The sequence below is a fragment of the Muribaculum sp. NM65_B17 genome (assembly GCF_004793735.1).
Taxonomy (GTDB): domain Bacteria; phylum Bacteroidota; class Bacteroidia; order Bacteroidales; family Muribaculaceae; genus Muribaculum; species Muribaculum gordoncarteri.
The window spans coordinates 364,841-386,296 of record NZ_SRYY01000003.1 but is presented as its reverse complement, the minus strand read 5'-3'; the positions used below and the strand labels follow the sequence as shown (position 1 = coordinate 386,296).

Annotated in this window: 18 protein-coding genes and 1 tRNA gene; all 19 read left to right on the top strand. The window is 52.1% G+C overall.

Features of this window, described 5'->3' with window-relative positions:
- The first annotated feature begins 172 nt into the window (after positions 1-172).
- On the top strand, positions 173-2,806 hold the full coding sequence (locus E5354_RS06190) for a DNA gyrase/topoisomerase IV subunit A (RefSeq protein WP_246863754.1): 2,634 nt from the start codon (positions 173-175) through the stop codon (positions 2,804-2,806).
- A gap of 21 nt (positions 2,807-2,827) precedes the next feature.
- A complete protein-coding gene (locus E5354_RS06185; RefSeq protein ID WP_135946800.1) occupies positions 2,828-3,673 on the top strand; it encodes a DUF3316 domain-containing protein in 846 nt (281 codons plus the stop codon).
- Between the two features lie 9 nt (positions 3,674-3,682).
- A complete protein-coding gene (locus tag E5354_RS06180) occupies positions 3,683-4,705 on the top strand; it encodes a S41 family peptidase (protein ID WP_135946799.1) in 1,023 nt (340 codons plus the stop codon).
- A 72-nt stretch (positions 4,706-4,777) separates the two neighbouring features.
- Positions 4,778-5,404 (top strand): thymidine kinase, encoded by a 627-nt coding sequence (locus tag E5354_RS06175; RefSeq protein WP_210433135.1) that lies wholly within the window; start codon positions 4,778-4,780, stop codon positions 5,402-5,404.
- 28 nt (positions 5,405-5,432) lie between these two features.
- Positions 5,433-5,882 (top strand): YhcH/YjgK/YiaL family protein, encoded by a 450-nt coding sequence (locus E5354_RS06170; protein WP_135946798.1) that lies wholly within the window; start codon positions 5,433-5,435, stop codon positions 5,880-5,882.
- Positions 5,882-6,646, top strand: coding sequence for a DUF3108 domain-containing protein (locus tag E5354_RS06165; protein WP_135946797.1), 765 nt, complete (start codon positions 5,882-5,884; stop codon positions 6,644-6,646). The genes E5354_RS06170 and E5354_RS06165 overlap by 1 nt, the downstream gene beginning before the upstream one ends.
- A gap of 102 nt (positions 6,647-6,748) precedes the next feature.
- Positions 6,749-8,272 (top strand): glutamate--tRNA ligase, encoded by a 1,524-nt coding sequence (gene gltX, locus E5354_RS06160; protein WP_123395699.1) that lies wholly within the window; start codon positions 6,749-6,751, stop codon positions 8,270-8,272.
- Positions 8,273-8,296: 24 nt separating this feature from the next.
- Complete coding sequence (locus E5354_RS06155; RefSeq protein ID WP_123395698.1) at positions 8,297-9,529, top strand: 3-deoxy-D-manno-octulosonic acid transferase; 1,233 nt, start codon at positions 8,297-8,299, stop codon at positions 9,527-9,529.
- Positions 9,530-9,668: 139 nt separating this feature from the next.
- A complete protein-coding gene (gene glmS, locus E5354_RS06150; RefSeq protein WP_135946796.1) occupies positions 9,669-11,513 on the top strand; it encodes a glutamine--fructose-6-phosphate transaminase (isomerizing) in 1,845 nt (614 codons plus the stop codon).
- A 61-nt stretch (positions 11,514-11,574) separates the two neighbouring features.
- Positions 11,575-11,656 (top strand) — tRNA-Leu (locus E5354_RS06145).
- Positions 11,657-11,890: 234 nt separating this feature from the next.
- Positions 11,891-12,370, top strand: coding sequence for a 50S ribosomal protein L13 (gene rplM, locus E5354_RS06140; protein WP_123395696.1), 480 nt, complete (start codon positions 11,891-11,893; stop codon positions 12,368-12,370).
- A 5-nt stretch (positions 12,371-12,375) separates the two neighbouring features.
- Positions 12,376-12,762 (top strand): 30S ribosomal protein S9, encoded by a 387-nt coding sequence (rpsI, locus tag E5354_RS06135; RefSeq protein ID WP_123395695.1) that lies wholly within the window; start codon positions 12,376-12,378, stop codon positions 12,760-12,762.
- 129 nt (positions 12,763-12,891) lie between these two features.
- The gene (rpsB, locus tag E5354_RS06130; protein WP_123395694.1) at positions 12,892-13,731 is read left to right on the top strand and encodes a 30S ribosomal protein S2; all 840 of its coding nucleotides are present in this window, start codon (positions 12,892-12,894) and stop codon (positions 13,729-13,731) included.
- Between the two features lie 60 nt (positions 13,732-13,791).
- Positions 13,792-14,784: a translation elongation factor Ts gene (gene tsf, locus E5354_RS06125; protein ID WP_123395693.1), complete on the top strand. Its 993-nt coding sequence runs from the start codon at positions 13,792-13,794 to the stop codon at positions 14,782-14,784.
- Between the two features lie 138 nt (positions 14,785-14,922).
- Positions 14,923-15,843: a hypothetical protein gene (locus tag E5354_RS06120; protein ID WP_123395692.1), complete on the top strand. Its 921-nt coding sequence runs from the start codon at positions 14,923-14,925 to the stop codon at positions 15,841-15,843.
- A 6-nt stretch (positions 15,844-15,849) separates the two neighbouring features.
- Complete coding sequence (locus tag E5354_RS06115; RefSeq protein WP_123395691.1) at positions 15,850-16,584, top strand: MgtC/SapB family protein; 735 nt, start codon at positions 15,850-15,852, stop codon at positions 16,582-16,584.
- A 35-nt stretch (positions 16,585-16,619) separates the two neighbouring features.
- Positions 16,620-18,914 carry a cation:proton antiporter gene (locus E5354_RS06110; protein WP_246863751.1) on the top strand — a complete coding sequence of 765 codons (2,295 nt, stop codon included), beginning with the start codon at positions 16,620-16,622 and terminating at the stop codon, positions 18,912-18,914.
- Positions 18,915-18,918: 4 nt separating this feature from the next.
- Positions 18,919-19,794, top strand: coding sequence for a DMT family transporter (locus tag E5354_RS06105; protein WP_123395690.1), 876 nt, complete (start codon positions 18,919-18,921; stop codon positions 19,792-19,794).
- An 86-nt stretch (positions 19,795-19,880) separates the two neighbouring features.
- Positions 19,881-21,404: a glutamine-hydrolyzing GMP synthase gene (gene guaA / locus E5354_RS06100; RefSeq protein ID WP_123395689.1), complete on the top strand. Its 1,524-nt coding sequence runs from the start codon at positions 19,881-19,883 to the stop codon at positions 21,402-21,404.
- Positions 21,405-21,456 lie beyond the last annotated feature (52 nt).

The window sequence follows — 21,456 nt, the reverse complement described above, 5'->3', positions numbered from 1 at the left end:
CACACAGCATCATTCCATCGCCGAAATTAAAGAATTATCCCTTTACAACGGCTCATTTGCGATTTTTTTAGTATTTTTGTAGGAATGCATGACATGCATAAAGTTTTACCCTCGAAATCATTATCACCAAATGAGCGACGAAACATATACTCCCGACGACGCCGAAGAAACGATGCCTGACGAAGGCGTCACCTCATCCCACGGCAAGCAACGCATCACGGTCGACACATCCAACGACATCGTGCGCCATCAGCTGCGTGGAATGTACCAAAGCTGGTTTCTCGACTATGCTTCCTACGTTATACTTGAACGTGCCGTACCCCACATAACCGACGGTCTGAAGCCCGTACAGCGACGCATCCTGCACTCGATGAAGACACTCGACGACGGACGCTTCAACAAGGTGGCCAACATCGTGGGCAACACCATGCAGTATCACCCTCACGGCGACCAGTCGATTAACGATGCGCTCGTTCAGCTCGGACAGAAGGAGCTGCTCGTGGAAACTCAGGGAAACTGGGGTAACGTGCTCACCGGAGCTTCGGCTGCAGCAGGGCGTTACATCGAGGCGCGACTCTCGCCTTTCGCTCTTGAGGTGCTGTACAATGCCAAGACTACCGACTGGACAGTGTCCTACGACGGACGCAAGCCCGAGCCCGTGACATTGCCGGCAAAGTTCCCGCTGCTGCTCGTGCAGGGAGTCGAGGGAATCGCTGTGGGTCTGTCGTCGAAAATCCTGCCCCACAACTTCAACGAGATAATCGACGCGGCAATCGCCTATCTGCGAGAAGAGCCGTTTACGCTCTATCCCGACTTCGTGACGGGCGGATTCCTCGATGTCACCAAGTACAACGACGGAGAGAGAGGCGGCTCGGTGAAGATAAGAGCCAAAATCGAGAAAATCGACAACCGCACGCTCGCCATTACAGAAATACCCTTCGGCAAGACCACCGGCACCATAAGCGACTCGATAATACGTGCGGCCGAGAAGGGCAAAATCAAAGTGCGCAAGGTCGAGGACATGACCTCGGAAAATGCGCTAATCCTTGTTCATCTGCTTCCCGGCACATCATCGGACAAAGCCATCGACGCACTATACGCCTTCACCGACTGCGAGCTAAGCATATCGCCCAACTGCTGCGTCATCTCGGAGAAAAAGCCTCACTTCCTCGGCGTGAGCGATGTGCTGCGTCACAGCGTCGACACAACAAAGAATCTGCTCAAGCGCGAGCTTGAGATACAGCGCAGTGAAATCGAGGAGAACCTTCACTTTGCATCGCTCGAACGCATATTCATCGAGGAGCGCATCTACAAGGACAAGGAATTTGAGGAGGGTGAATCGATGGACGATGTGTTGCTGCACATCGAAAAGCGACTCGAGCCCTTCGTCAAGTCGTTGATTCGTGACATTACCCGCGACGACCTGCTCAAGCTCATGGAAATCAAGATGAAGCGCATCCTGAAGTTCAACAGCGAGGAGGCCGACCGGCTGATTGCATCCTACAAGGAACGCATAGCCGCCATCAACGATCATCTCGCCCATCTTGTCGACTACACCATAGCATGGTACACCTCGCTTAAGGAGAAATACGGCGACGCTTACCCGCGACGCACCGTGATACGCGGATTTGACAACATCGAGGCCGCAAAGGTGGCCGAAGCCAACGAGCGACTCTACATCAACCGCGAGGAGGGATTCATAGGCACATCGCTTAAAAAGGACGAATATGTGTGCAACTGCTCCGACATCGACGACATAATCATATTCTATAAGGACGGAAAGTACAAGATCGTCAAGGTGCAGGAGAAGATGTTCATTGGCAAGAACGTGCTCTATGTAAACGTGTTCAAGCGCAACGACCAGCGTACGATATACAATGTGATATATCAGAACGGAAAGGGCGGCATCTATTATATGAAGCGATTTGCCGTAACGGGCATTACGCGCGACAAGGAATATGACCTGACGCAGGGACTGCCCGGCTCAAAGGTAATGTGGTTCACCGCCAATCCCAACGGCGAGGCCGAAGTGGTGAAGGTAATCCTGAAGCCCAAGCAGCGCCTGAAGACACTGCAGTTTGATGTCGACTTCAGCGAACTCACCATAAAGGGAAAGCAGTCGCAAGGCAACATCGTCACGAAGAACGAAGTACACCGCTTCTCGCTGAAAGAGAAAGGCGCATCAACGCTTGGAGGCCGCGAAGTGTGGTTTGACCCCGACATATTGCGACTCAACTACGAGAAACGAGGCGCATTCCTCGGCGAGTTTGCAGGCAACGACCAGATACTCGTAGTGCTGAAAACCGGCGAATACTACATGTCGACATTCGACGCCACCAACCATTACGAGGACAACATACTGCGCATAGAGAAGTATCGCCCCGGGCATGTGTGGACGGCCGTGCTTTACGATGCCGACCAAGGCTACCCCTATCTGAAGCGCTTCACATTCGAGCCCACCAACAAGCGCACACGGTTCATCGGCGACAACGAAAAGTCACGTTTGCTCCTGCTTAGCGACGCTGAAGGTTGCCGACTGTGCGTGACATTTGGCGGCGGCGATGAATTCCGAGGCTCAATGGAGGTGGATGCAGTCGACTTCATAGCGGTGAAGAGCTACAAGGCCAAAGGCAAGCGACTCACCACCTACGAAGTGGCATCGATAACCGAGCTCGAGCCGCGCGAAGTCGACCTGCACGACGACGAACCGCCGGCCCCCGACGATGACAATGACGCACCCGTAGAGCCCGAACGCTCCGACGATGAAGTGCGTGACGAAATCAACGGACAACAACGCATATTTTAATGCGACAAGACCAATAGAATCATGACACGTTTACTTTTATCAATATTGTGCGTGATGTTGTCGGCTATGGCATTCGCCCAGGATGAGCCGACCACATTGCGCCCCGTGACATCGTCCTACACCTACGAAATAGGAGGAGCCACACTCGCCAACACCTATCTCACTCCGCTCAAATACAAAGGATGGGACATGGCATTGAACTACGAGCGCATGCAGGCGATGAAGTTCAATCCTGAAAAGTGGGTGATGAGGCTCACTGCGGGAATCGACCTCAACCGCACCGACAACCCCGCCAAAAACGCGACAATGTGGAGGCTTGTAGCCGACTTCTCATGGGGAATGACCTACAGATTCAAGCTCCCCCACAACATAACGCTGGCCGGAGGCGGCAGCACAAGCCTTGACCTGGGATGCGTGTATAACGCACGCAACGGCAACAATCCCGTAGCCGTAGAAGCCGCCTGGACAGTCAACCTCACCGGTTACGCATCGTGGAATGTCAAGATAGGACGCCTGCCCGTGACATTGCGCTACCAGCCCACAATACCTTTGACGGGAGTATTCTTCTCGCCCGACTACGGTGAGCTGTTCTATGAAATCTACCTCGGCAACCACTCGGGACTGGCCCACTGCGCATGGTGGGGCAACTACTTCAGGATGGAAAATCTCGTGACGGCCGACATGCATCTCGGCGCGACATCGTTACGTGTCGGATTCCGCAACAACATCCTGTCGACATCGATAAACGACATCACGACACGCACAATCACCTACTCGGCCGTGATAGGCGTGACAACCGAGTGGATCAGCCTCAATCCGTCGCGCAAAGCCGACAACAACGCACGCATTATCTCAGCACTATATTGACACTGAATCATGAACCGTATATATGCATATCTGATATTGGCACTCCTCACGCTCACATCATGTCACAGCCTTGAAGAGTGGGACGACAATCCTCGGGGCAACTTCGAGGCACTGTGGAAAATAATGGACGAGCACTACTGCTTCTTTGAGGAAAAGGGCGTTGACTGGAATGAAGTCTATGCACGTTACAGCCCCAAGGTGAGCAACCAGATGACCTCCAAGGAACTATTTGACGTGTGTGCCGATATGCTCAACGAACTACGTGACGGTCACACCAATCTCACCGCCACATTCAACACATCGTATTACCGCAAATGGTGGAGCGACTATCCCGAAAACTACAGCGCACGACTTGTCGAGGAGCACTACCTCAACTTCAACTACCTGTCGACTTCGGGCATCGACTATGCCATTCTTCCCGAAAACATAGGCTACATGCGTTACGGCAGCTTCGGCTACACGATAGGCGAAGGCAATCTCGACCAGATACTCTTCTACCTTAACTCATGTGACGCTCTTATAATAGACATACGTGACAACGGCGGCGGCAACATGACAAATGTCGAAACTCTTGTGCGCCGATTCATAACCGAGCGCACCCTTGTGGGCTACATCTCACACAAGACCGGCCCGGGTCACAAGGATTTCTCCAAGCCCTACGCCTACTATTTCGACCCGGCCGAGTCGGGACGCATAATGTGGGGCAAGCCCATAGCCGTACTCACCAGTCGAGGCACCTTCAGCGCAGCCAACAACTTCGCCTCGATAATGAAGCTGCTCCCCCGCGTCACCATGATAGGTTCGACCACAGGCGGAGGAAGCGGAATGCCGTTCAACTCGGAACTGCCGTGCGGCTGGGGTGTAAGGTTCTCGGCCTGCTCGGTGCTTGACGCCGAGGGCAACACCACTGAAAACGGCATCGAGCCCACTGCCGGATGCGTTATAAACCTCGATCCTGCGGCGGCCATCAACGGCCACGACACCATACTCGACTTTGCGATAGAGTATCTCACCTCGGGCGGCGGGAAATGACGCACCGTGACGCTAATTTGCAAAGCGAATCAACTATTTTTCATAATTTTACGTTTGTATATCAATTGGACAATGATGAATCGAAAAGGCAAACTATACTTCCGATACGGAACCATGGGGTCGGCAAAGACCGCCCTGCTGCTCACCCAAGCCTACAACTTCGAGGAGCGCAACATGACCTATTCCTGCCTGAAGCCGATAATCGACACGAGGGAGAAGGATAACGTAATACGCTCGCGCATAGGCATCGAGCGCAAATGCCGATGGATCTACCCCGACACCGACCTCTACCTTCTCGCCCAGGAGATGTTTGAGGAAACGATGACGGTAATCGACTGGTTCCTAATCGACGAAGCGCAGTTTCTCAGTGCCGACCAGGTTGACCAGCTCGCCCGAATAGTCGACGACTACGGAAGCAACGTAATATGCTACGGATTGCGCACCGACTTCCAGACCCACCTCTTCGAGGGATCACGCCGACTTTTCGAGATAGCCGACTCAATCGACGAAATAAAAAGCACCTGCAGCTGCGGACGCAAGACAATCGTCAACGCACGCATCGACTCCAACGGCGACTTCGTTGTCGAAGGCGACCAGCTTGAGATAGGCGGTAACGACCGTTACATAGCCGTTTGCCGCAAGTGCTGGCGCAACAAGCGCATCGAGCAGGCCACCCGTCACGCACTTCCTTTCATTTGACACGACCCGATAATAACCGATTTACCCTATGATACTTGCCGATTTAAAAGACACAACCTACAGCGACCGCCTGTCACCCGAAATAGCACGTGCGCTGAAATGGATCAATGAGCATCGTCACGACCCGTTCATGACCGGCTCGATATTGCTTGATGACAACGGCGACATCCGCGTCAACCGCGAGGAGGTCAATCTGCGTAACGCCGACGATGCTTTGCTTGAGGCACATCGCCGTTATCTTGACATCCATGTGCCGCTGAGCGGTCCCGAAACGATAGGATGGTCGGTCACCTCCGGCCTCAGCCTTGTCGAGCAACCCTACGACAAGGAACATGACGTGGCTTTCTTCAGCGACAAGCCGCAATGTTATGTCACCGTAACTCCGGGACAATATATAATATTGTTTCCCGAGGACGCCCATGCGCCAAACATAGGTGACGGAACACACCACAAATTTTGCGTAAAAATAGCACTGTAATGCGACACATTTATCTAACCCTCCTCATGATTGCAGCCGTAGCGGGACAAATGCTCGCTTACGACCTGCCCGATGAAGACCTCCACTACAGCATCCTCTACAAATGGGGGCTTATAAACAAGCAGGCTGCAACCGCCGTGTTGTCATTGCGCAGCGACGGCCAACACTATCACGCCAAGCTGGCAGCCAAGACCGTGCCTTGGGCCGACAGAGTGTTCCGCGTGCGTGACACTCTCGAATCGACCATGCTGCGACAAGGATGCCTGCCGCAGATTTACAAGAAGAACACCCACGAGGGCGGCACTTACAATCGTGACATAGTGCGTTACTCCCGCAACGGCGACGAAGTGTCGGGATATGCGTCACGCTACCGACGCAAGAAAAACGGACAGGTATCCGAGTCCGACACCGTGTTGCACGCCATAGGAATGACGGTCGACATGCTGTCGGTGTTTTACTACCTGCGCACAATCGATTTCGCCGACATGGCCGTGGGCTCGGAGATACACCTCAACGTGTTCTCGGGCAAGAAAGTAGAGAAACTTCGAGTTAGATATGACGGAATCGAAACGATAAAAATCGAGAAAAAAGCATGGCAGGCCTACCACCTCAGCTTTGCATTCACTCATAACGGCGAACAATCATCGGACTCAATGTCAACATGGATATCGGCCGATGACAACCGAATTCCAATAAAACTTGAAGGCATACTCGCCCTCGGAAAGGTACACGCCTACTTTACCGGAGCACAAAACGCGGAATAGTAGGTCAAAAACGCCTCAATAACCTAACATGTGGATGCAGTTTGGGATTTTATTCTTAACTTTGCAACCACTTTTAAACATTGTCTAAAAATCATAGTAGAAATGGACCGTAAAGTAAGAGTAAGATTTGCACCGTCACCTACCGGACCCCTTCACATAGGAGGTGTACGCACAGCGTTATATAACTATCTTTTTGCCCGTCAGCATGGCGGCGACATGATTCTCCGCATCGAGGACACCGATTCGACCCGCTTCGTTCCCGGTGCCGAAGATTACATCAACGAAGCACTGGCATGGCTGGGCATAGGAATCGACGAAGGTGTGCGCGAAGGCGGCAAATACGGCCCTTACAAGCAGAGCGAGCGTCGTGACATATATCGTGAGCACGTAAAGATGCTGCTCGACAACGACAAAGCCTACATAGCATTCGACACCCCCGCCGAGCTTGAGGCAAAGCGTGCCGAAATTCCCAACTTCCAATATGACGCATCAACAAGAATGTCGATGCGCAACTCATTGACCCTTCCCAAGGAAGAGGTCGACCGACTTATCGCCGACGGAGAGAAGTATGTCGTGCGATTCAAGGTAGAGCCGGGACGAGATGTAGAGGTAAACGACCTCCTGCGCGGAAAAGTGACCATAAACTCATCGATACTCGATGACAAGGTTCTCTACAAGAGCGCCGACGACCTGCCCACCTATCATCTCGCCAATATAGTCGACGATCACCTGATGGAGATAACTCATGTGATACGCGGCGAGGAGTGGCTGCCTTCGGCACCGCTTCATGTGCTGCTGTATGAGGCATTCGGATGGAGCGACACCGCACCCTCGTTTGTACATCTTCCCCTGTTGCTCAAGCCCGACGGCAAAGGCAAGCTCAGCAAGCGTGACGGCGACCGCCTCGGGTTCCCCGTATTTCCCCTCGAATGGCATCCTGAAGGCGGAGAAGTGTCATCGGGTTATCGCGAATCGGGCTATCTTCCCGAAGCCGTTGTCAACTTCCTCGCCCTGCTCGGCTGGAATCCCGGCGACGACAGCGAAATCATGTCGATGGACCAGCTTATCGAGAAATTCGACCTCGCCCACTGCTCGCGTTCAGGCGCACGCTTCGATTACGAGAAGGGCCGCTGGTTCAATCACGAGTATCTTCAGCAGATACCCGACGACCGACTCGCACAGCTGTTCAAGCCAGTACTCCGCGACAACGGCATCGACCCCGATAATTTCAGTGACGACTACATCGCACGCGCCTGCGGTCTTGTAAAAGGACGCATCTACTTTGTGCGTGATCTCTGGGACCAGGCCAAGTTCTTCTTCAAGGAGCCCGACAGCTACAACCCCAAGGACATCAAGAAACGCTGGAGCGAGGACACTCCCCGCATCATGGGCGAGCTGATCGAAACGCTGCGCGGCATCGACGACTTCAGCTGCGCGTCGGCCGAACCGATAGTGCTCGACTGGATCGCCTCCAAGGGCTATCACCTCGGCAATGTCATGAATGCGTTCCGTCTTGCGGTAGTAGGCGAATGCAAGGGCCCCCACATGTTTGACATCACGGAACTTCTTGGCAAAGACGAAACTATACGCCGCATCAATCTCGCCGTCGAGCGCATCAAAGCATAAACAACATCGTCTTAGCACGTGCCAATGACACCTTTCTACGACTTCGCAATACACCTCTACTCATTAGGCGTAAAAATAGCATCGTTGCGACATGAGAAAGCCCGCAAAATCATCGACGGGCAAGCAGTCACGATGCAGCGCCTCAAGAAGGAACTGTCGCCCGAAGGAGGTTACATCTGGATTCACGCCGCATCGCTCGGAGAGTTTGAGCAGGGGCGTCCGTTGATCGAGATGATTCGCCGCAATCATCCCGATGCCAAGATATTGCTCACATTCTTTTCACCGTCGGGCTACGAAGTGCGACACAACTTCCCGCTTGTCGACGCAGTTGTGTATCTGCCTTTTGACACGAAGAAGAATGTAAGACAATTCCTTGACACGGTAAAGCCGCGCATGGCGATATTTGTCAAATACGAATTCTGGGGCAACTATCTTAACGAGCTGAAGCTGCGCGGGATTCCCACCTATATAATATCGGCCATATTCCGCAAGTCGCAGCCTTTCTTCAAGCCCTGGGGAGGTGAGTTCCGCAAAATGCTCACCTACTTCACCCACATCTACGTGCAGGACGAAGGTTCACGCGAACTCCTTGCCGGAATAGGCATCAAAAATGTAACAGTGGCAGGCGACACCCGCTTTGACCGCGTGACCGACATAATGGAGAGCTGCGTTGAGATACCCCAAGCCGCAGCCCTTACCCGCGATGCGTCGCTCACGATTGTGGCAGGAAGCACCTGGCCGCCCGATGAATCGAATCTGCTGCCGTGCTTCAACGCCCATCCCGGAATGAAGCTCATAATAGCGCCTCACGAGGTAAATGAGGAGCGCATCGCCGCGATAGAGTCGCAGCTCAACCGCCCCTCGTGCCGCTTGTCGACAGCCACTCCCGAGGAAGCCGCCAAGTGCGACTGCATAATCGTGGATTGCTACGGAAAGCTGTCGAGCGCCTACCGCTACGGCAATATCGCCTACATAGGCGGAGGATTCGGCGTAGGCATACACAACCTCAACGAAGCGGCAGTCTATGACATCCCCGTAATCTTCGGCCCGCATTACCACAAGTTCAAGGAAGCCCGCGACTTAATCAAGTGCAAGGGCGGATTCTCGTTCAGCAATAAAGAGGAGTTTGATGCCATAATCGAACCCATTGTCAATGACAAAAAACTTCGCGAACAATACGGCAAAAACGCCGGGAATTATGTAAAGGAGAATCTCGGTGCCACTCGAATTATCTACGCCGACATAGTAGGCCGATAGCGGCCGTCGCCATGGGGTTAAACCAACTTTAAGGGTGTATCTTATTGAATATTCGGATATTTTACATACCTTTGCATACCAATTTTCAATTGCCGACCTCATATTAACGTTTATAAACACTTTTAGCTAATATAATATTATGTGTGGTATAGTAGGATATATCGGCCAACAAGAGGCCTATCCCATCCTTATAAAAGGATTACACAGATTGGAATACCGCGGATATGACAGCGCCGGCGTGGCATTGATAAATGCCACCGGAGATCTTCATGTCTACAAGACACATGGCAAGGTAAACGACCTTGAGCACTTCTGTGAATCCAAAGACACTACCGGTACAATCGGTATAGCACACACACGCTGGGCAACTCATGGAGAGCCCAATGATGTGAACGCTCATCCCCATTACAGCACCAACGGCAAAATAGCCATCGTGCATAACGGAACAATCGAGAACTACAACGTGCTCAAGCAAGCTCTTCAGGAACACGGATGCACGTTCCGAAGCGAAACCGACACCGAAGTTGTAGTGAAATTAATCGAATACATCCAGTCGACCAACAATTGCGAGCTCATCGACGCAGTGCGCGAAACCCTCAATCAGGTTATCGGCGCCTACGCAATCGCTATAATCGACAAAGACCAGCCCGACACGATAATCGCGGCGCGCAAGAGTTCTCCGCTAGTAATCGGCATCGGTGAAAATGAAACATTCATCGCCTCCGACGCAACCCCCATTATCGATTATACCAATCAGGTAGTCTATCTGCGTGACAATGAAATCGCGATTATCAAGCGCGGCGAGCCGTTGCGTGTAATCACCAACGCCAACGAGCCTTCGAAGATCGACATCCAGACCCTGCGCCTGTCAGTGTCACAGCTTGAGAAGGGAGGCTATCCCCACTTCATGCTCAAGGAGATATACGAGCAGCCCAACACGATATTCGACTGCATACGCGGACGCGTGGTCAACAATGCCAGCGAAATAAAGCTTTCGGGAGTAATCGACCACTCCGACCGCTTCATCAACGCCCGTCGCATAATAATCGTGGCATGCGGCACCTCATGGCACGCAGCCTTGATAGGCCAACGTCTTCTTCAGGACATCGCCCGCATACCCACCTCGGTGGAATATGCAAGCGAATTCCGCTACAGCAACCCCGTGCTGACATCCGACGACATAGTGATAGCCATATCGCAGTCGGGAGAAACAGCCGACACGCTTGCCGCCATCAAGCTGGCACGCGAAAACGGAGCATTCGTCTACGGCGTATGTAACGTAGTGGGTTCATCGATTGCACGCGAAACCGACACCGGCACCTATATACATGTCGGCCCCGAAATCGGTGTTGCATCAACCAAGGCATTCACCGGCCAGGTGACAGTGCTTGCAATGCTCGCACTCGCCGTGGCTCAGCTTCGAGGCACCATCTCACAGGAGAAGCTGTCGGAGTTCTCACGCTCCATCGAGCAGCTTCCATCGCTCATCAAGGAAACACTCAAGCTGAACGATGCCATCGAGAAGCTTTCAAGCACCTACACCTATGTGCGCAACTTCCTGTACCTTGGACGAGGCTACAACTACCCGAGCGCACTCGAAGGAGCGTTGAAGCTAAAAGAAATCAGCTACATACATGCCGAAGGATATCCCGCAGCCGAGATGAAGCATGGCCCCATAGCCCTGATTGACCGCGAGATGCCCACTGTTGTAATCGCCCCGTCGGATGAGCTGCATGAGAAAATCATCTCCAACATCCAGCAGGTGAAGGCCCGCGGAGGTTCGGTGATAGCAATCGTGACACGCGGCGACACAACCATTCCGGAGATAGCCGACCACACACTGGAGATTCCACCGGTACCCGAGGCGCTGTCGCCCATCATCGTTTCGATTCCGCTTCAGCTCCTCGCCTATCACATCGCTGTAATGAAAGGCTGCAACGTGGACATGCCCCGCAACCTTGCAAAATCAGTGACCGTAGAGTAAAATTAGCACCCGAAATAGTTGCAAAGTCGGTTTTAAATGACTACCTTTGCAACCGAATTCAGCGCACGTGGCGTAATTGGTAGCCGCGCTAGACTTAGGATCTAGTGTCTGACGACGTGGGGGTTCGAGTCCCTTCGTGCGCACCGCGCGACAGTCAGGGTTGTCAACATCGATGTTGACAACCCTGACTTTTTTATGCCGTCGCCGAGGGATGATGTTATTTATTGTTAAAATAGTTTTGTCAAGCGGCAGAAAAGTCGTACCTTTGCACACCGATTATGTCCAAATTAATAACCCGATTCAAAGCCGGCGAGGTTTTTGGCCGAACCGCCGCCGATGGAGAATCAACTTATTCATCTATTAATTAAACATTTAACGTGGATACTTTAAGTTACAAGACACTTACCCCCAATGCACAGAGCATCGAGAAGGAATGGGTAGTAATTGACGCTACCGACCAGGTACTGGGTCGCCTTTGTGCAAAAGTAGCTCTCATCCTGAGAGGCAAGAACAAGCCCACCTACTCTCCCTTTGTAGAGTGTGGCGACAACGTGATCATCATCAACGCCGACAAGGTACGCCTCACCGGCAAAAAGATGACCGACCGTGAATATCTGTCATACACCGGCTATCCCGGCGGACAGCGTGTTACAACCCCCGAGCTTCTCATGAAGAAGGCCCACAACAAGCACATCAAGCCCGGCTACAACCCCTTGTTCATCAAGGTAATGAAGGGTATGCTTCCCAAGAACCGTCTTGGTCGCCGCATCATCGAGAACATGCATGTATATCTCGGACCGGAGCACCCCCATGCAGCACAGAATCCCAAAGTTATTGACATCAACACAATCAAATAAGAAGTATGGAAAAGGTAAATGCAGTAGGCCGTCGTAAGGCCGCTATCGCCCGCGTAATCGTAGGTGAAGGCAATGGCGCAATCACCATCAACAAGCGTCCCCTCGAAGTATATTTCCCCTCGTCTATACTTCAATATATCGTAAAGCAGCCCCTCAACACACTTGATGCAGCATCAAAGTATGACATCAACGTAAACCTTGACGGTGGCGGCTACAAGGGCCAAGCCGAGGCACTTCGTCTTGCCATTGCCCGCGCTCTTGTAAAAATCAACCCCGAGGACAAGCATGCACTTCGCGTGGAAGGCTTCATGACTCGCGACCCGCGTGCCGTAGAGCGTAAGAAGCCCGGTCAGCCCAAGGCCCGCAAGCGCTTCCAGTTCTCCAAGCGTTAATATTTGGACAGTCACTATCAACAGTCTGTTTTCAGATAAAATCGTGTTTAGTATCTAAATCCAGGAGATGGACACGTTCCCTACCCCCGGATTGTAAATTAAAAAAGAACGTAAACAACAACCAAAACAATGTCAACACCCACATTTGACCAACTTTTAGAGGCAGGTTGCCATTTCGGTCACCTTAAGAGAAAATGGAATCCTGCCATGGCTCCTTACATTTTCATGGAGCGCAACGGTATCCACATCATAGACCTCTACAAGACCGCAGCCAAGGTTGAAGAAGCCGCTGCTGCCTTGAAGAGCATCGCAAAATCAGGCAAGAAAGTACTCTTTGTTGCCACCAAAAAGCAGGCCAAGCAAGTAATCGCCGACAAGGCTTCATCAATCAACATGCCCTACGTAATCGAGCGCTGGCCCGGTGGTATGTTGACCAACTTCCCCACTATCCGCAAGGCAGTGAAGAAGATGGCATCAATCGACAAGATGACCAAGGACGGAACATTTGACAACCTCTCAAAGCGTGAAAAGCTTCAGATTTCGCGTCAGCGCGCAAAGCTTGAGAAGACTCTCGGATCAATCGCCGACCTCAGCCGTCTTCCTTCAGCTCTCTTCGTAGTCGATGTCCTTAAGGAGCGCATCGCAGTTGCCGAAGCCAACCGTCTTGGAATCCCCGTATTCGCAATGGTTGACACCAACTCCGATCCCACCAACGTTGACTTCGTAATCCCCGCCAACGACGACGCATCAAAGTCAATCGAGATAATCCTCGACACCGTATGCTCGGCAATGGCCGAAGGTCTTGAAGAGCGTAAGGCTGAAAAGGTTGACGCTCCCGCAGCCGAAGGCGAAGAGGCTCCCGCAGCAGCAAAGGGTGGTCGCCGTCGCGTAAACCGTCGTGCTGAAGAGGCTCCCGCAGATGAAGAAACAGCAGCCGAGGCTACCGAAGCTACTGAAGCAGAAGCCTAAAAAGCGCACACTCTCCTCAAAAACAATATTTTATAAACCCTGATAAAAAGTAAAACAGATATGGCAGTAACAATGGCCGATATTACCAAGCTCCGCGCCCTCACCAGCGCAGGCTTGATGGACTGCAAGAAAGCCCTTGCAGAAACCGACGGCGACATCCAGGCAGCCGTAGAAATCCTCCGCAAGAAAGGACAGGCGGTAGCAGCAAAGCGCGAAGACCGTCAGGCAGCCGAAGGTTGCGTGCTTTCAAAGAGCACCGGCAAGTTTGCCGCTATCATAGCTCTTAACTGCGAAACCGATTTCGTGGCACAGAACGCAGGATTCGTAGCCCTCACCCAGAAGATTCTCGATGCAGCAGTAGCTGCCGAGGCCAAGACAATTGAAGAAGTAAAGGCTCTTCAGCTCGACGGCCAGACAATCGAGGCTCTCGTAGTAGAGGAAAGCGGAAAGACCGGCGAAAAGACCGAAATCAGCGCTTACGAGTGCATCGCAGCTCCTTCAACCACCGCCTACAACCACTTCAACAACAAGCTTGCAGCCATCGTAGGCTTCAACCTTGAAGGCGTTGACGAGAAGGTTGGCCGCGATGTTGCAATGCAGGTTGCTTCAATGAACCCCGTTGCAGTTGACCGCGACAGCGTTCCCCAGTCGGTAAAGGATTCCGAGCTCAGCGTAGCAATCGACAAGACAAAGGCCGAGCAAGTAAAGAAAGCCGTAGAGGCAGCCCTCAAGAAAGCAGGCTTCAACCTCTATATCGCCGAAAATGAAGAACACCTCAACGAAGGCATCATGAAGGGCAACATCACCGAGGCTCAGGCCGAGGAGATTCGCCAACTCAAGGCTAAGGTAGCCGAAGAGAAGGCAGCCAACCTTCCCGAGCAGATGGTCAACAACATCGCTCAGGGCCGTCTTAACAAGTTCTTCAAGGAATCTTGCCTCATGGAGCAGGATTTCATCCAGGATGGCGAGTTGACCGTAGGAAAGTATCTCGACAAGGTACAAAAAGGCCTTGTTGCAGTTGACTTCAAGCGCGTCAACCTCAACCAGGACTAATCAACAAGATAGTCATAACAATTTTTTAATAAAGGAAGTCCCGTCGACCAAGTTGTTGACGGGACTTTCAATTTTTACCGCCGAAGAGGCTCTTCTATAAGGGATATTTCGTAAATTTGCACAAATTTTGCACGCATCATGAATGATAAAATGAAGAATCCCAAATACCTCCGATGGGGTATACTCGCCTTAGCCACGCTACTGGTGATAATTATTGCCGCTTTCATCCTGACGACAAAATCAATCAACGACAAGGCTGAAGAGGCTGCGCTTGCCAACGAGCAGCTACAGCTGACCAATGAACAGCTACAGCTCGCCAACGAATATCAGGCTCTCAATGTAGAGTTCCAACAATATGAAAACCAGTCACAGCTGCTCGCCAACGACTCGCTCGTGACAAAATATGCCGCTGCCAAAAGCAAAGTGGAAAAGCTGCTTCAGGAGCTAAACTCCGAGAAGAAGAAAAGCGCACAGCACATAAAGAAACTGCAGGACGAAATAGGTACGCTTAAAAACATCCTGCGTCACTATGTAGCGCAAATCGACTCGCTCGGAAAAGAAAATGCAGGACTGCGTGCCGAGAACGCCGAAATAAAGCAACGCAACCAACAGCTGAGCAACCGCGTGGCAACAGAATCGAAGCGCAACGAGATTCTGTCGGAGCGCATGACTCTCGCCGAGAAGCTGAATGTAACCGGCGTCACGCTAAATGCGCTAAAGAAGAACGGAAAGATTGAAAAGAACGTTACCAAGGCCAAGCAGCTTGAAGTGACATTCACCATACCCCAGAACAACTCAACACCCGTAGGCGAAAAGACAATCTACCTGCGCATAACCAACCCCGAAGGTGCTCTTCTCGGAGCAGGCGGCACATTCAACTTTGAAGGCGCATCGCTGCAATGCACCGCACGCAAGACCATCGAATATGCCGGTGAAGAGATTGGCGGATTACGCATCTACTGGGATGTGAACACCACCCTCACCCCGGGCGACTACACCGTTGAACTGTTCGCTGACAATTTCCGACTTATATCACGCCGCTTCACTTTGCGCAAATAGACCCCGATGTCGACACTTATCAACCTGTTCACAACCATATACGACTCCGTCAACTCAATCGAGGTCAATGTCGTGTCGTCGATTTTCAAGCTGTGTCTTAGCCTCATGCTCGGATGCTGCGTGGGCTTTGAGCGCAAACGCAAAGGCCAGATAGCGGGAGTGCGCACATTCGCACTCATATCGATGGGCGCCACATTGGCAATGCTCCTGTCGATCTACGTTCCGCAGGAGTACATGGGGCTGAAAAACGGCGACCCGGGCCGAATCGCGGCTCAGGTGGTGACAGGTATAGGTTTCCTCGGTGCCGGAGCCATCATACAGATGAAAGGCTCGGTGCGCGGACTCACCACGGCGGCCGGAATATGGATGATTGCAGCCATAGGCATGGCCGTAGGCGTGGGCATGTACACGATAGCCATCATAGCCACCGGACTCATACTCGTAGTGCTGGTCGTGGTGGAGCGTTGGGAACACCGCATAAGTGCAGGCGTGGAGTCACGCATCATACGCATCAAACTGTCGGTCATAGCCGAGGACATCGACGGCTATCGCGAAGTGCTGAATCGTCATCACGTACACCTGAGCAACGTATATGTGGAGTATGACTACATGGAGCCGATAACCCGACTGAATCTTGTCGTGCTCATGAAGGAGAGCACCAACTACATGATGCTATTCAAGGATTTGCGTCAGGTAAAGCCTACGATAGCCATATCGTTGGCCAACCAAATGAGCATATAACGCCATAACAACCCATCACAACATCATCACTGACAATGATATTCAACCTCATTTCGGCACTTGTATCTACGGCAACTGATACAACGGCCGAAAATCCTGAAATAATGTCGGACATACAACTGGAAACGCTCATATCCGACCTTGCATTCATCCTCATACTGGGCGCAGTAGTGACCGTGCTGTTCAAATGGCTGAAACAGCCTGTCGTGCTCGGCTACATCGTCGCAGGATTTCTCGCCAGCCCTCACTTTGAATATCTCCCGTCGGTGACCACCGAAAGCAACATCGAGTTCTGGGCCCAGCTTGGAATCGTGGTGCTGCTCTTTTCGCTCGGACTCGAATTCAGCTTCAAGAAGCTGCTCAACACCGGAGGATCGGCCGTAGTGACGGCGTTGATAATCGTGATAGGCATGATGGCGGCCGGATTCGGAATAGGTCACGTGCTTAACTTCTCCAACATGAACAGCCTGTTTCTGGGAGGAATGCTCTCCATGTCATCGACAACGATCATCATAAAGGCATTCACCGACCTGAATCTGCGGCAGAAAAAGTTTGCGTCACTTGTATTTGCCGTCCTCATTGTCGAAGACCTCTTTGCCGTCCTCATGATGGTGATTCTGTCGTCGATTGCAGTGAACAACAGTGTCGAAGGTGGAGAGATGCTGTTCAGCGTCAGCAAACTGGTGTTCTTCCTCGTCATCTGGTTTTTGGTTGGAGTCTACCTGCTTCCTACTTTGCTCAACGCAATACGCCGTTACCTCAACAACGAAACGCTCCTCGTGGTGTCGCTGGGATTGTGCTTCGGCATGGCGGTGTTCTCGGTCTATTGCGGATTTTCACTCGCTCTCGGAGCATTTGTCATGGGCTCGATAATAGCCGGAATAAGCTATGCCGAGCGTATCGAGCAGGTGATAACACCGGTCAAGGACCTGTTTGGTGCCGTATTCTTCATCTCGGTGGGAATGATGGTCGACCTGCATGTAATCGAAGAGTACATCTCACCCATACTCATACTGTCGTGTGTCGTAATCGTAGGCATGATAGTTTTCGGCACATTCGGAATGCTCATCACCGGACAACCGTTGCGCATAGCCATGGAGTCGGGCTTCTCCCTGACCCAAATCGGTGAATTTGCATTCATCATCGCATCGCTCGGTATGTCACTCGGTGTCCTGAACCCGATAATCTACCCTATCGTGGTGGCCGTATCGGTGATAACCACCTTCACCACCCCCTACTTCATCCGTTTGGCCGACCCGGCCTACAACTTCGTGGAGAAGCATCTGCCACGAAAACTGCATTTCCTCATCAACCGCTACACCACCAACGCGACATCGGAATGTGAAACACGAGTGCTCTGGAAAACGGTGCTGAAACGCTACTTATGGCGCATACTGCTGTACTCAAGCGTCATCATCGCAATAATATTGATCACGCTCAGATATCTGCTTCCATGGCTTGAAACCATCATTCCGTCATGGAGCCGACTTATAGCCGACATCGTAGCACTTTCATGCATGTCACCCTTCCTGCTCGCCTTGGCCATGCCGGCATCACGCAAGACCGAGCGTGAACGACTCATAGCCGCCAATGCGCGATTTGACGTCCCGCTCATCGTCATGTCACTGTTCCGCATGCTGCTGTCGCTCGGTTTCATCATCTACACCCTGAGCGCAATTCACTCAATGCGAGTGGGTTGGATAGTAGGATTCCTGATATTCATGCTGATGCTCATAGCACTGTCGGGACGACTGCGCAAGCACATGCGTCGCATTGAATCGACATTCTTCAACAACCTCAACGAGCGTGAGCTGCGCCGCAGCGGACGCAACAACAATCTTGTAAGCGACATGCACCTCGCCTACATCGAAGTGGGTTACGGATGTCCGTTTGTCGGCGACCGACTTATTGATTCAAATCTTCGACAGCGATATGGCGTGAACGTGGCCAGCATACAGCGTGGCAGCTCATTCATAGCGGTGCCCAACGGAACAATGCGAATATTCCCCGGCGACATCCTCGGAATAATCGGTACCGATGAACAGATACAGGCTCTGCTCCCGATTATCGAGCAAGGTAACGAAACCGGCGGCGAAAACGAAAACCGCGCCGACAACATAAAGCTGACCAACATCCTGCTGTCGGAAACATCACCGCTTATAGGCAAGACATCGGCCACTTCGCAGATTCGCGACAAATACAAGGCGCTGCTGGTTGCAATACAGCACTCCGACGGTACCTACGACCACCCTACAGGCAACAACCTGTTCAATCCCGGCGACATACTGTGGCTCGTAGGCGACCCCAAGCAATTAGAATCACTGAAATAAGACCATGTGGATAGTACTTGCCATAGTATCGGCGTTGTGCCTCGGCGTCTATGATGTGTTCAAGAAGCTGTCGCTCAACGCAAACAATGTACTCATCGTACTTTTCCTGAACACGCTCTTCAGCTCGTTGCTGATGGCGCCCATCATCGTAAGCGGACTCGTTGACGGTGACATAGGGCTCGGCGGCAACATCACGGGTCACCTCTACATCTTGGTCAAGGCATTTATCGTGCTCACCTCGTGGCTGTTGGGCTACTACGGCATCAAGCACCTTCCGCTCACGATAGCAGGCCCCATCAATGCGTCACGACCGGTGATTGTGCTCGTGGGCGCACTCTTAATATTCAGCGAACGGCTCAATCTCCTGCAGTGGATAGGTATCGCACTTGGTTTCTGGTCGCTCTACTTCATCAGCCGCATAGGAAGCAAGGAGGGATTCTCGCTCAAGCACAGCCGCTGGTTGTGGATGAGCCTCGGAGCCACTTTCATGGGAGCGGTGAGCGCACTCTACGACAAATATCTGCTGAAACATTACGAGCCGCTGGAAGTGCAGGCATGGTATTCGTTCTACCAGTTCATAATAATGGGCATAACGATAGCCATAATGCTGCGCACCACCAAGAATCACACCAAGTTCCAGTGGCGGTGGACCATTCCGTGCATATCACTCTTCCTCACCATAGCCGACATCGCCTACTTCTACTCACTGTCGATCGACGGCTCAATGATATCGGTGATTTCAATGATACGCCGAGGCAGCGTCATCGTGTCATTCCTCTACGGAGTCATGGCTCTCCACGAAAAGAATGTAAAGATGAAACTGATCGATCTGTCGGTACTTCTTGTGGGACTTGTATGCCTTGTTCTCGGAAGCCGCTGATTTCGGTCAAGCCTATGTCGGCATATATCATTTTTATTTTGTAAATTTGCACAAAGTAATTTTCATCAATCCATCACATTTGGACTATGCAAGAGAAAATCATCATTCTTGACTTCGGCAGTCAGACGACACAGTTAATAGGCCGTCGAGTGCGCGAACTCAACACCTATTGCGAAATTGTGCCCTACAACAAGTTTCCGCATGACGATCCGTCGGTAATAGGCGTCATTCTTTCGGGTAGCCCGTTCTCCGTTTATGACGAAAAAGCCTTCAAGGTCGACCTGAGCAACATCCGCGGCAAATATCCTATTTTGGGCATCTGCTACGGCGCTCAATTCATGTCCTATACCAACGGCGGAAAGGTAGAGCCTGCCGGCACTCGTGAATACGGCCGCGCCCACCTTGAAAAGTTTGATCACGAGAATCCCCTGCTCCACGGACTACGTGCCAACTCACAGGTGTGGATGAGCCATGGCGACACGATTACCGCCATCCCCGACAATTTCAAAATCATAGCATCGACCGACAAAGTAGCCGTTGCAGCCTATCAGGCTGAAGGCGAGAAGCTATGGGGAGTACAGTTCCACCCCGAAGTATATCACACCGAGGACGGAACCCAGCTGCTCAAGAACTTCGTAGTCGATATATGTGGCAGCCGTCAGGACTGGAGCGCGGCATCATTCATCGAAAGCACTGTGGCCGAACTCAAAAAGCAGCTCGGCGACGACAAGGTTGTGCTGGGACTTAGCGGCGGTGTCGACTCATCGGTAGCGGCTGTGTTGCTCAACAAGGCCATCGGCAAAAATCTCACCTGCATATTTGTCGATCACGGAATGTTGCGCAAAAACGAATTCAAGAATGTGCTTCACGACTACGAATGTCTTGGACTGAATGTCATAGGAGTTGACGCAAGCAAGAAATTCTTCAGCGAACTTGCAGGCGTTACCGAGCCCGAGCGCAAACGCAAAATCATAGGAAAAGGCTTCATCGATGTATTTGACGAAGAGGCCCACAAGATAAAGGATGTAAAGTGGCTTGCCCAGGGAACCATCTATCCCGACTGCATCGAGTCGCTATCCATCACAGGAACCACCATCAAGAGCCACCACAATGTGGGCGGACTACCCGAAAAGATGAACCTCAAGCTTTGCGAACCGCTTCGCCTCCTGTTCAAGGACGAAGTACGCGCCGTAGGACGCGAACTCGGAATGCCGGAGCATCTCATCAAGCGTCATCCCTTCCCCGGCCCCGGCCTTGCAGTGCGCATACTCGGTGACATAACTCCCGAAAAGGTGCGCATACTTCAAGATGCCGACGACATATTCATCCAGGGACTTCGTGACTGGGACCTTTATGACAAAGTATGGCAAGCCGGAGTGATACTGCTTCCCGTGCAGAGCGTAGGCGTAATGGGTGACGAGCGCACCTATGAACGCGCAGTAGCACTTCGCGCAGTCACCTCAACCGATGCCATGACCGCCGACTGGGCCCACCTGCCTTACGACTTCATGGCGAAAGTGAGCAACGACATCATCAACAAGGTGAAAGGCGTAAACCGAGTTTGCTACGACATCTCCTCCAAGCCACCGGCCACAATCGAGTGGGAGTAGCTTTGTTTCCGTCAGACAACGAACTTATCATAAGCCCCGGCTATGCCGGGGC

Bases quoted from the DNA above. Each gene is read 5' to 3' on its own strand.
- gltX (WP_123395699.1), top strand. From the start codon at position 6,749: ATGGACCGTAAAGTAAGAGTAAGATTTGCACCGTCACCTACCGGACCC.
- rpsI (WP_123395695.1), top strand. From the start codon at position 12,376: ATGGAAAAGGTAAATGCAGTAGGCCGTCGTAAGGCCGCTATCGCCCGC.
- tsf (WP_123395693.1), top strand. From the start codon at position 13,792: ATGGCAGTAACAATGGCCGATATTACCAAGCTCCGCGCCCTCACCAGC.
- E5354_RS06115 (WP_123395691.1), top strand. From the start codon at position 15,850: ATGTCGACACTTATCAACCTGTTCACAACCATATACGACTCCGTCAAC.
- E5354_RS06110 (WP_246863751.1), top strand. From the start codon at position 16,620: ATGATATTCAACCTCATTTCGGCACTTGTATCTACGGCAACTGATACA.
- E5354_RS06165 (WP_135946797.1), top strand. From the start codon at position 5,882: ATGCGACACATTTATCTAACCCTCCTCATGATTGCAGCCGTAGCGGGA.
- E5354_RS06180 (WP_135946799.1), top strand. From the start codon at position 3,683: ATGAACCGTATATATGCATATCTGATATTGGCACTCCTCACGCTCACA.
- E5354_RS06190 (WP_246863754.1), top strand. From the start codon at position 173: ATGCCTGACGAAGGCGTCACCTCATCCCACGGCAAGCAACGCATCACG.
- glmS (WP_135946796.1), top strand. From the start codon at position 9,669: ATGTGTGGTATAGTAGGATATATCGGCCAACAAGAGGCCTATCCCATC.
- guaA (WP_123395689.1), top strand. From the start codon at position 19,881: ATGCAAGAGAAAATCATCATTCTTGACTTCGGCAGTCAGACGACACAG.
- E5354_RS06120 (WP_123395692.1), top strand. From the start codon at position 14,923: ATGAATGATAAAATGAAGAATCCCAAATACCTCCGATGGGGTATACTC.
- E5354_RS06170 (WP_135946798.1), top strand. From the start codon at position 5,433: ATGATACTTGCCGATTTAAAAGACACAACCTACAGCGACCGCCTGTCA.
- rpsB (WP_123395694.1), top strand. From the start codon at position 12,892: ATGTCAACACCCACATTTGACCAACTTTTAGAGGCAGGTTGCCATTTC.
- E5354_RS06175 (WP_210433135.1), top strand. From the start codon at position 4,778: ATGATGAATCGAAAAGGCAAACTATACTTCCGATACGGAACCATGGGG.
- E5354_RS06185 (WP_135946800.1), top strand. From the start codon at position 2,828: ATGACACGTTTACTTTTATCAATATTGTGCGTGATGTTGTCGGCTATG.
- E5354_RS06105 (WP_123395690.1), top strand. From the start codon at position 18,919: ATGTGGATAGTACTTGCCATAGTATCGGCGTTGTGCCTCGGCGTCTAT.
- E5354_RS06155 (WP_123395698.1), top strand. From the start codon at position 8,297: ATGACACCTTTCTACGACTTCGCAATACACCTCTACTCATTAGGCGTA.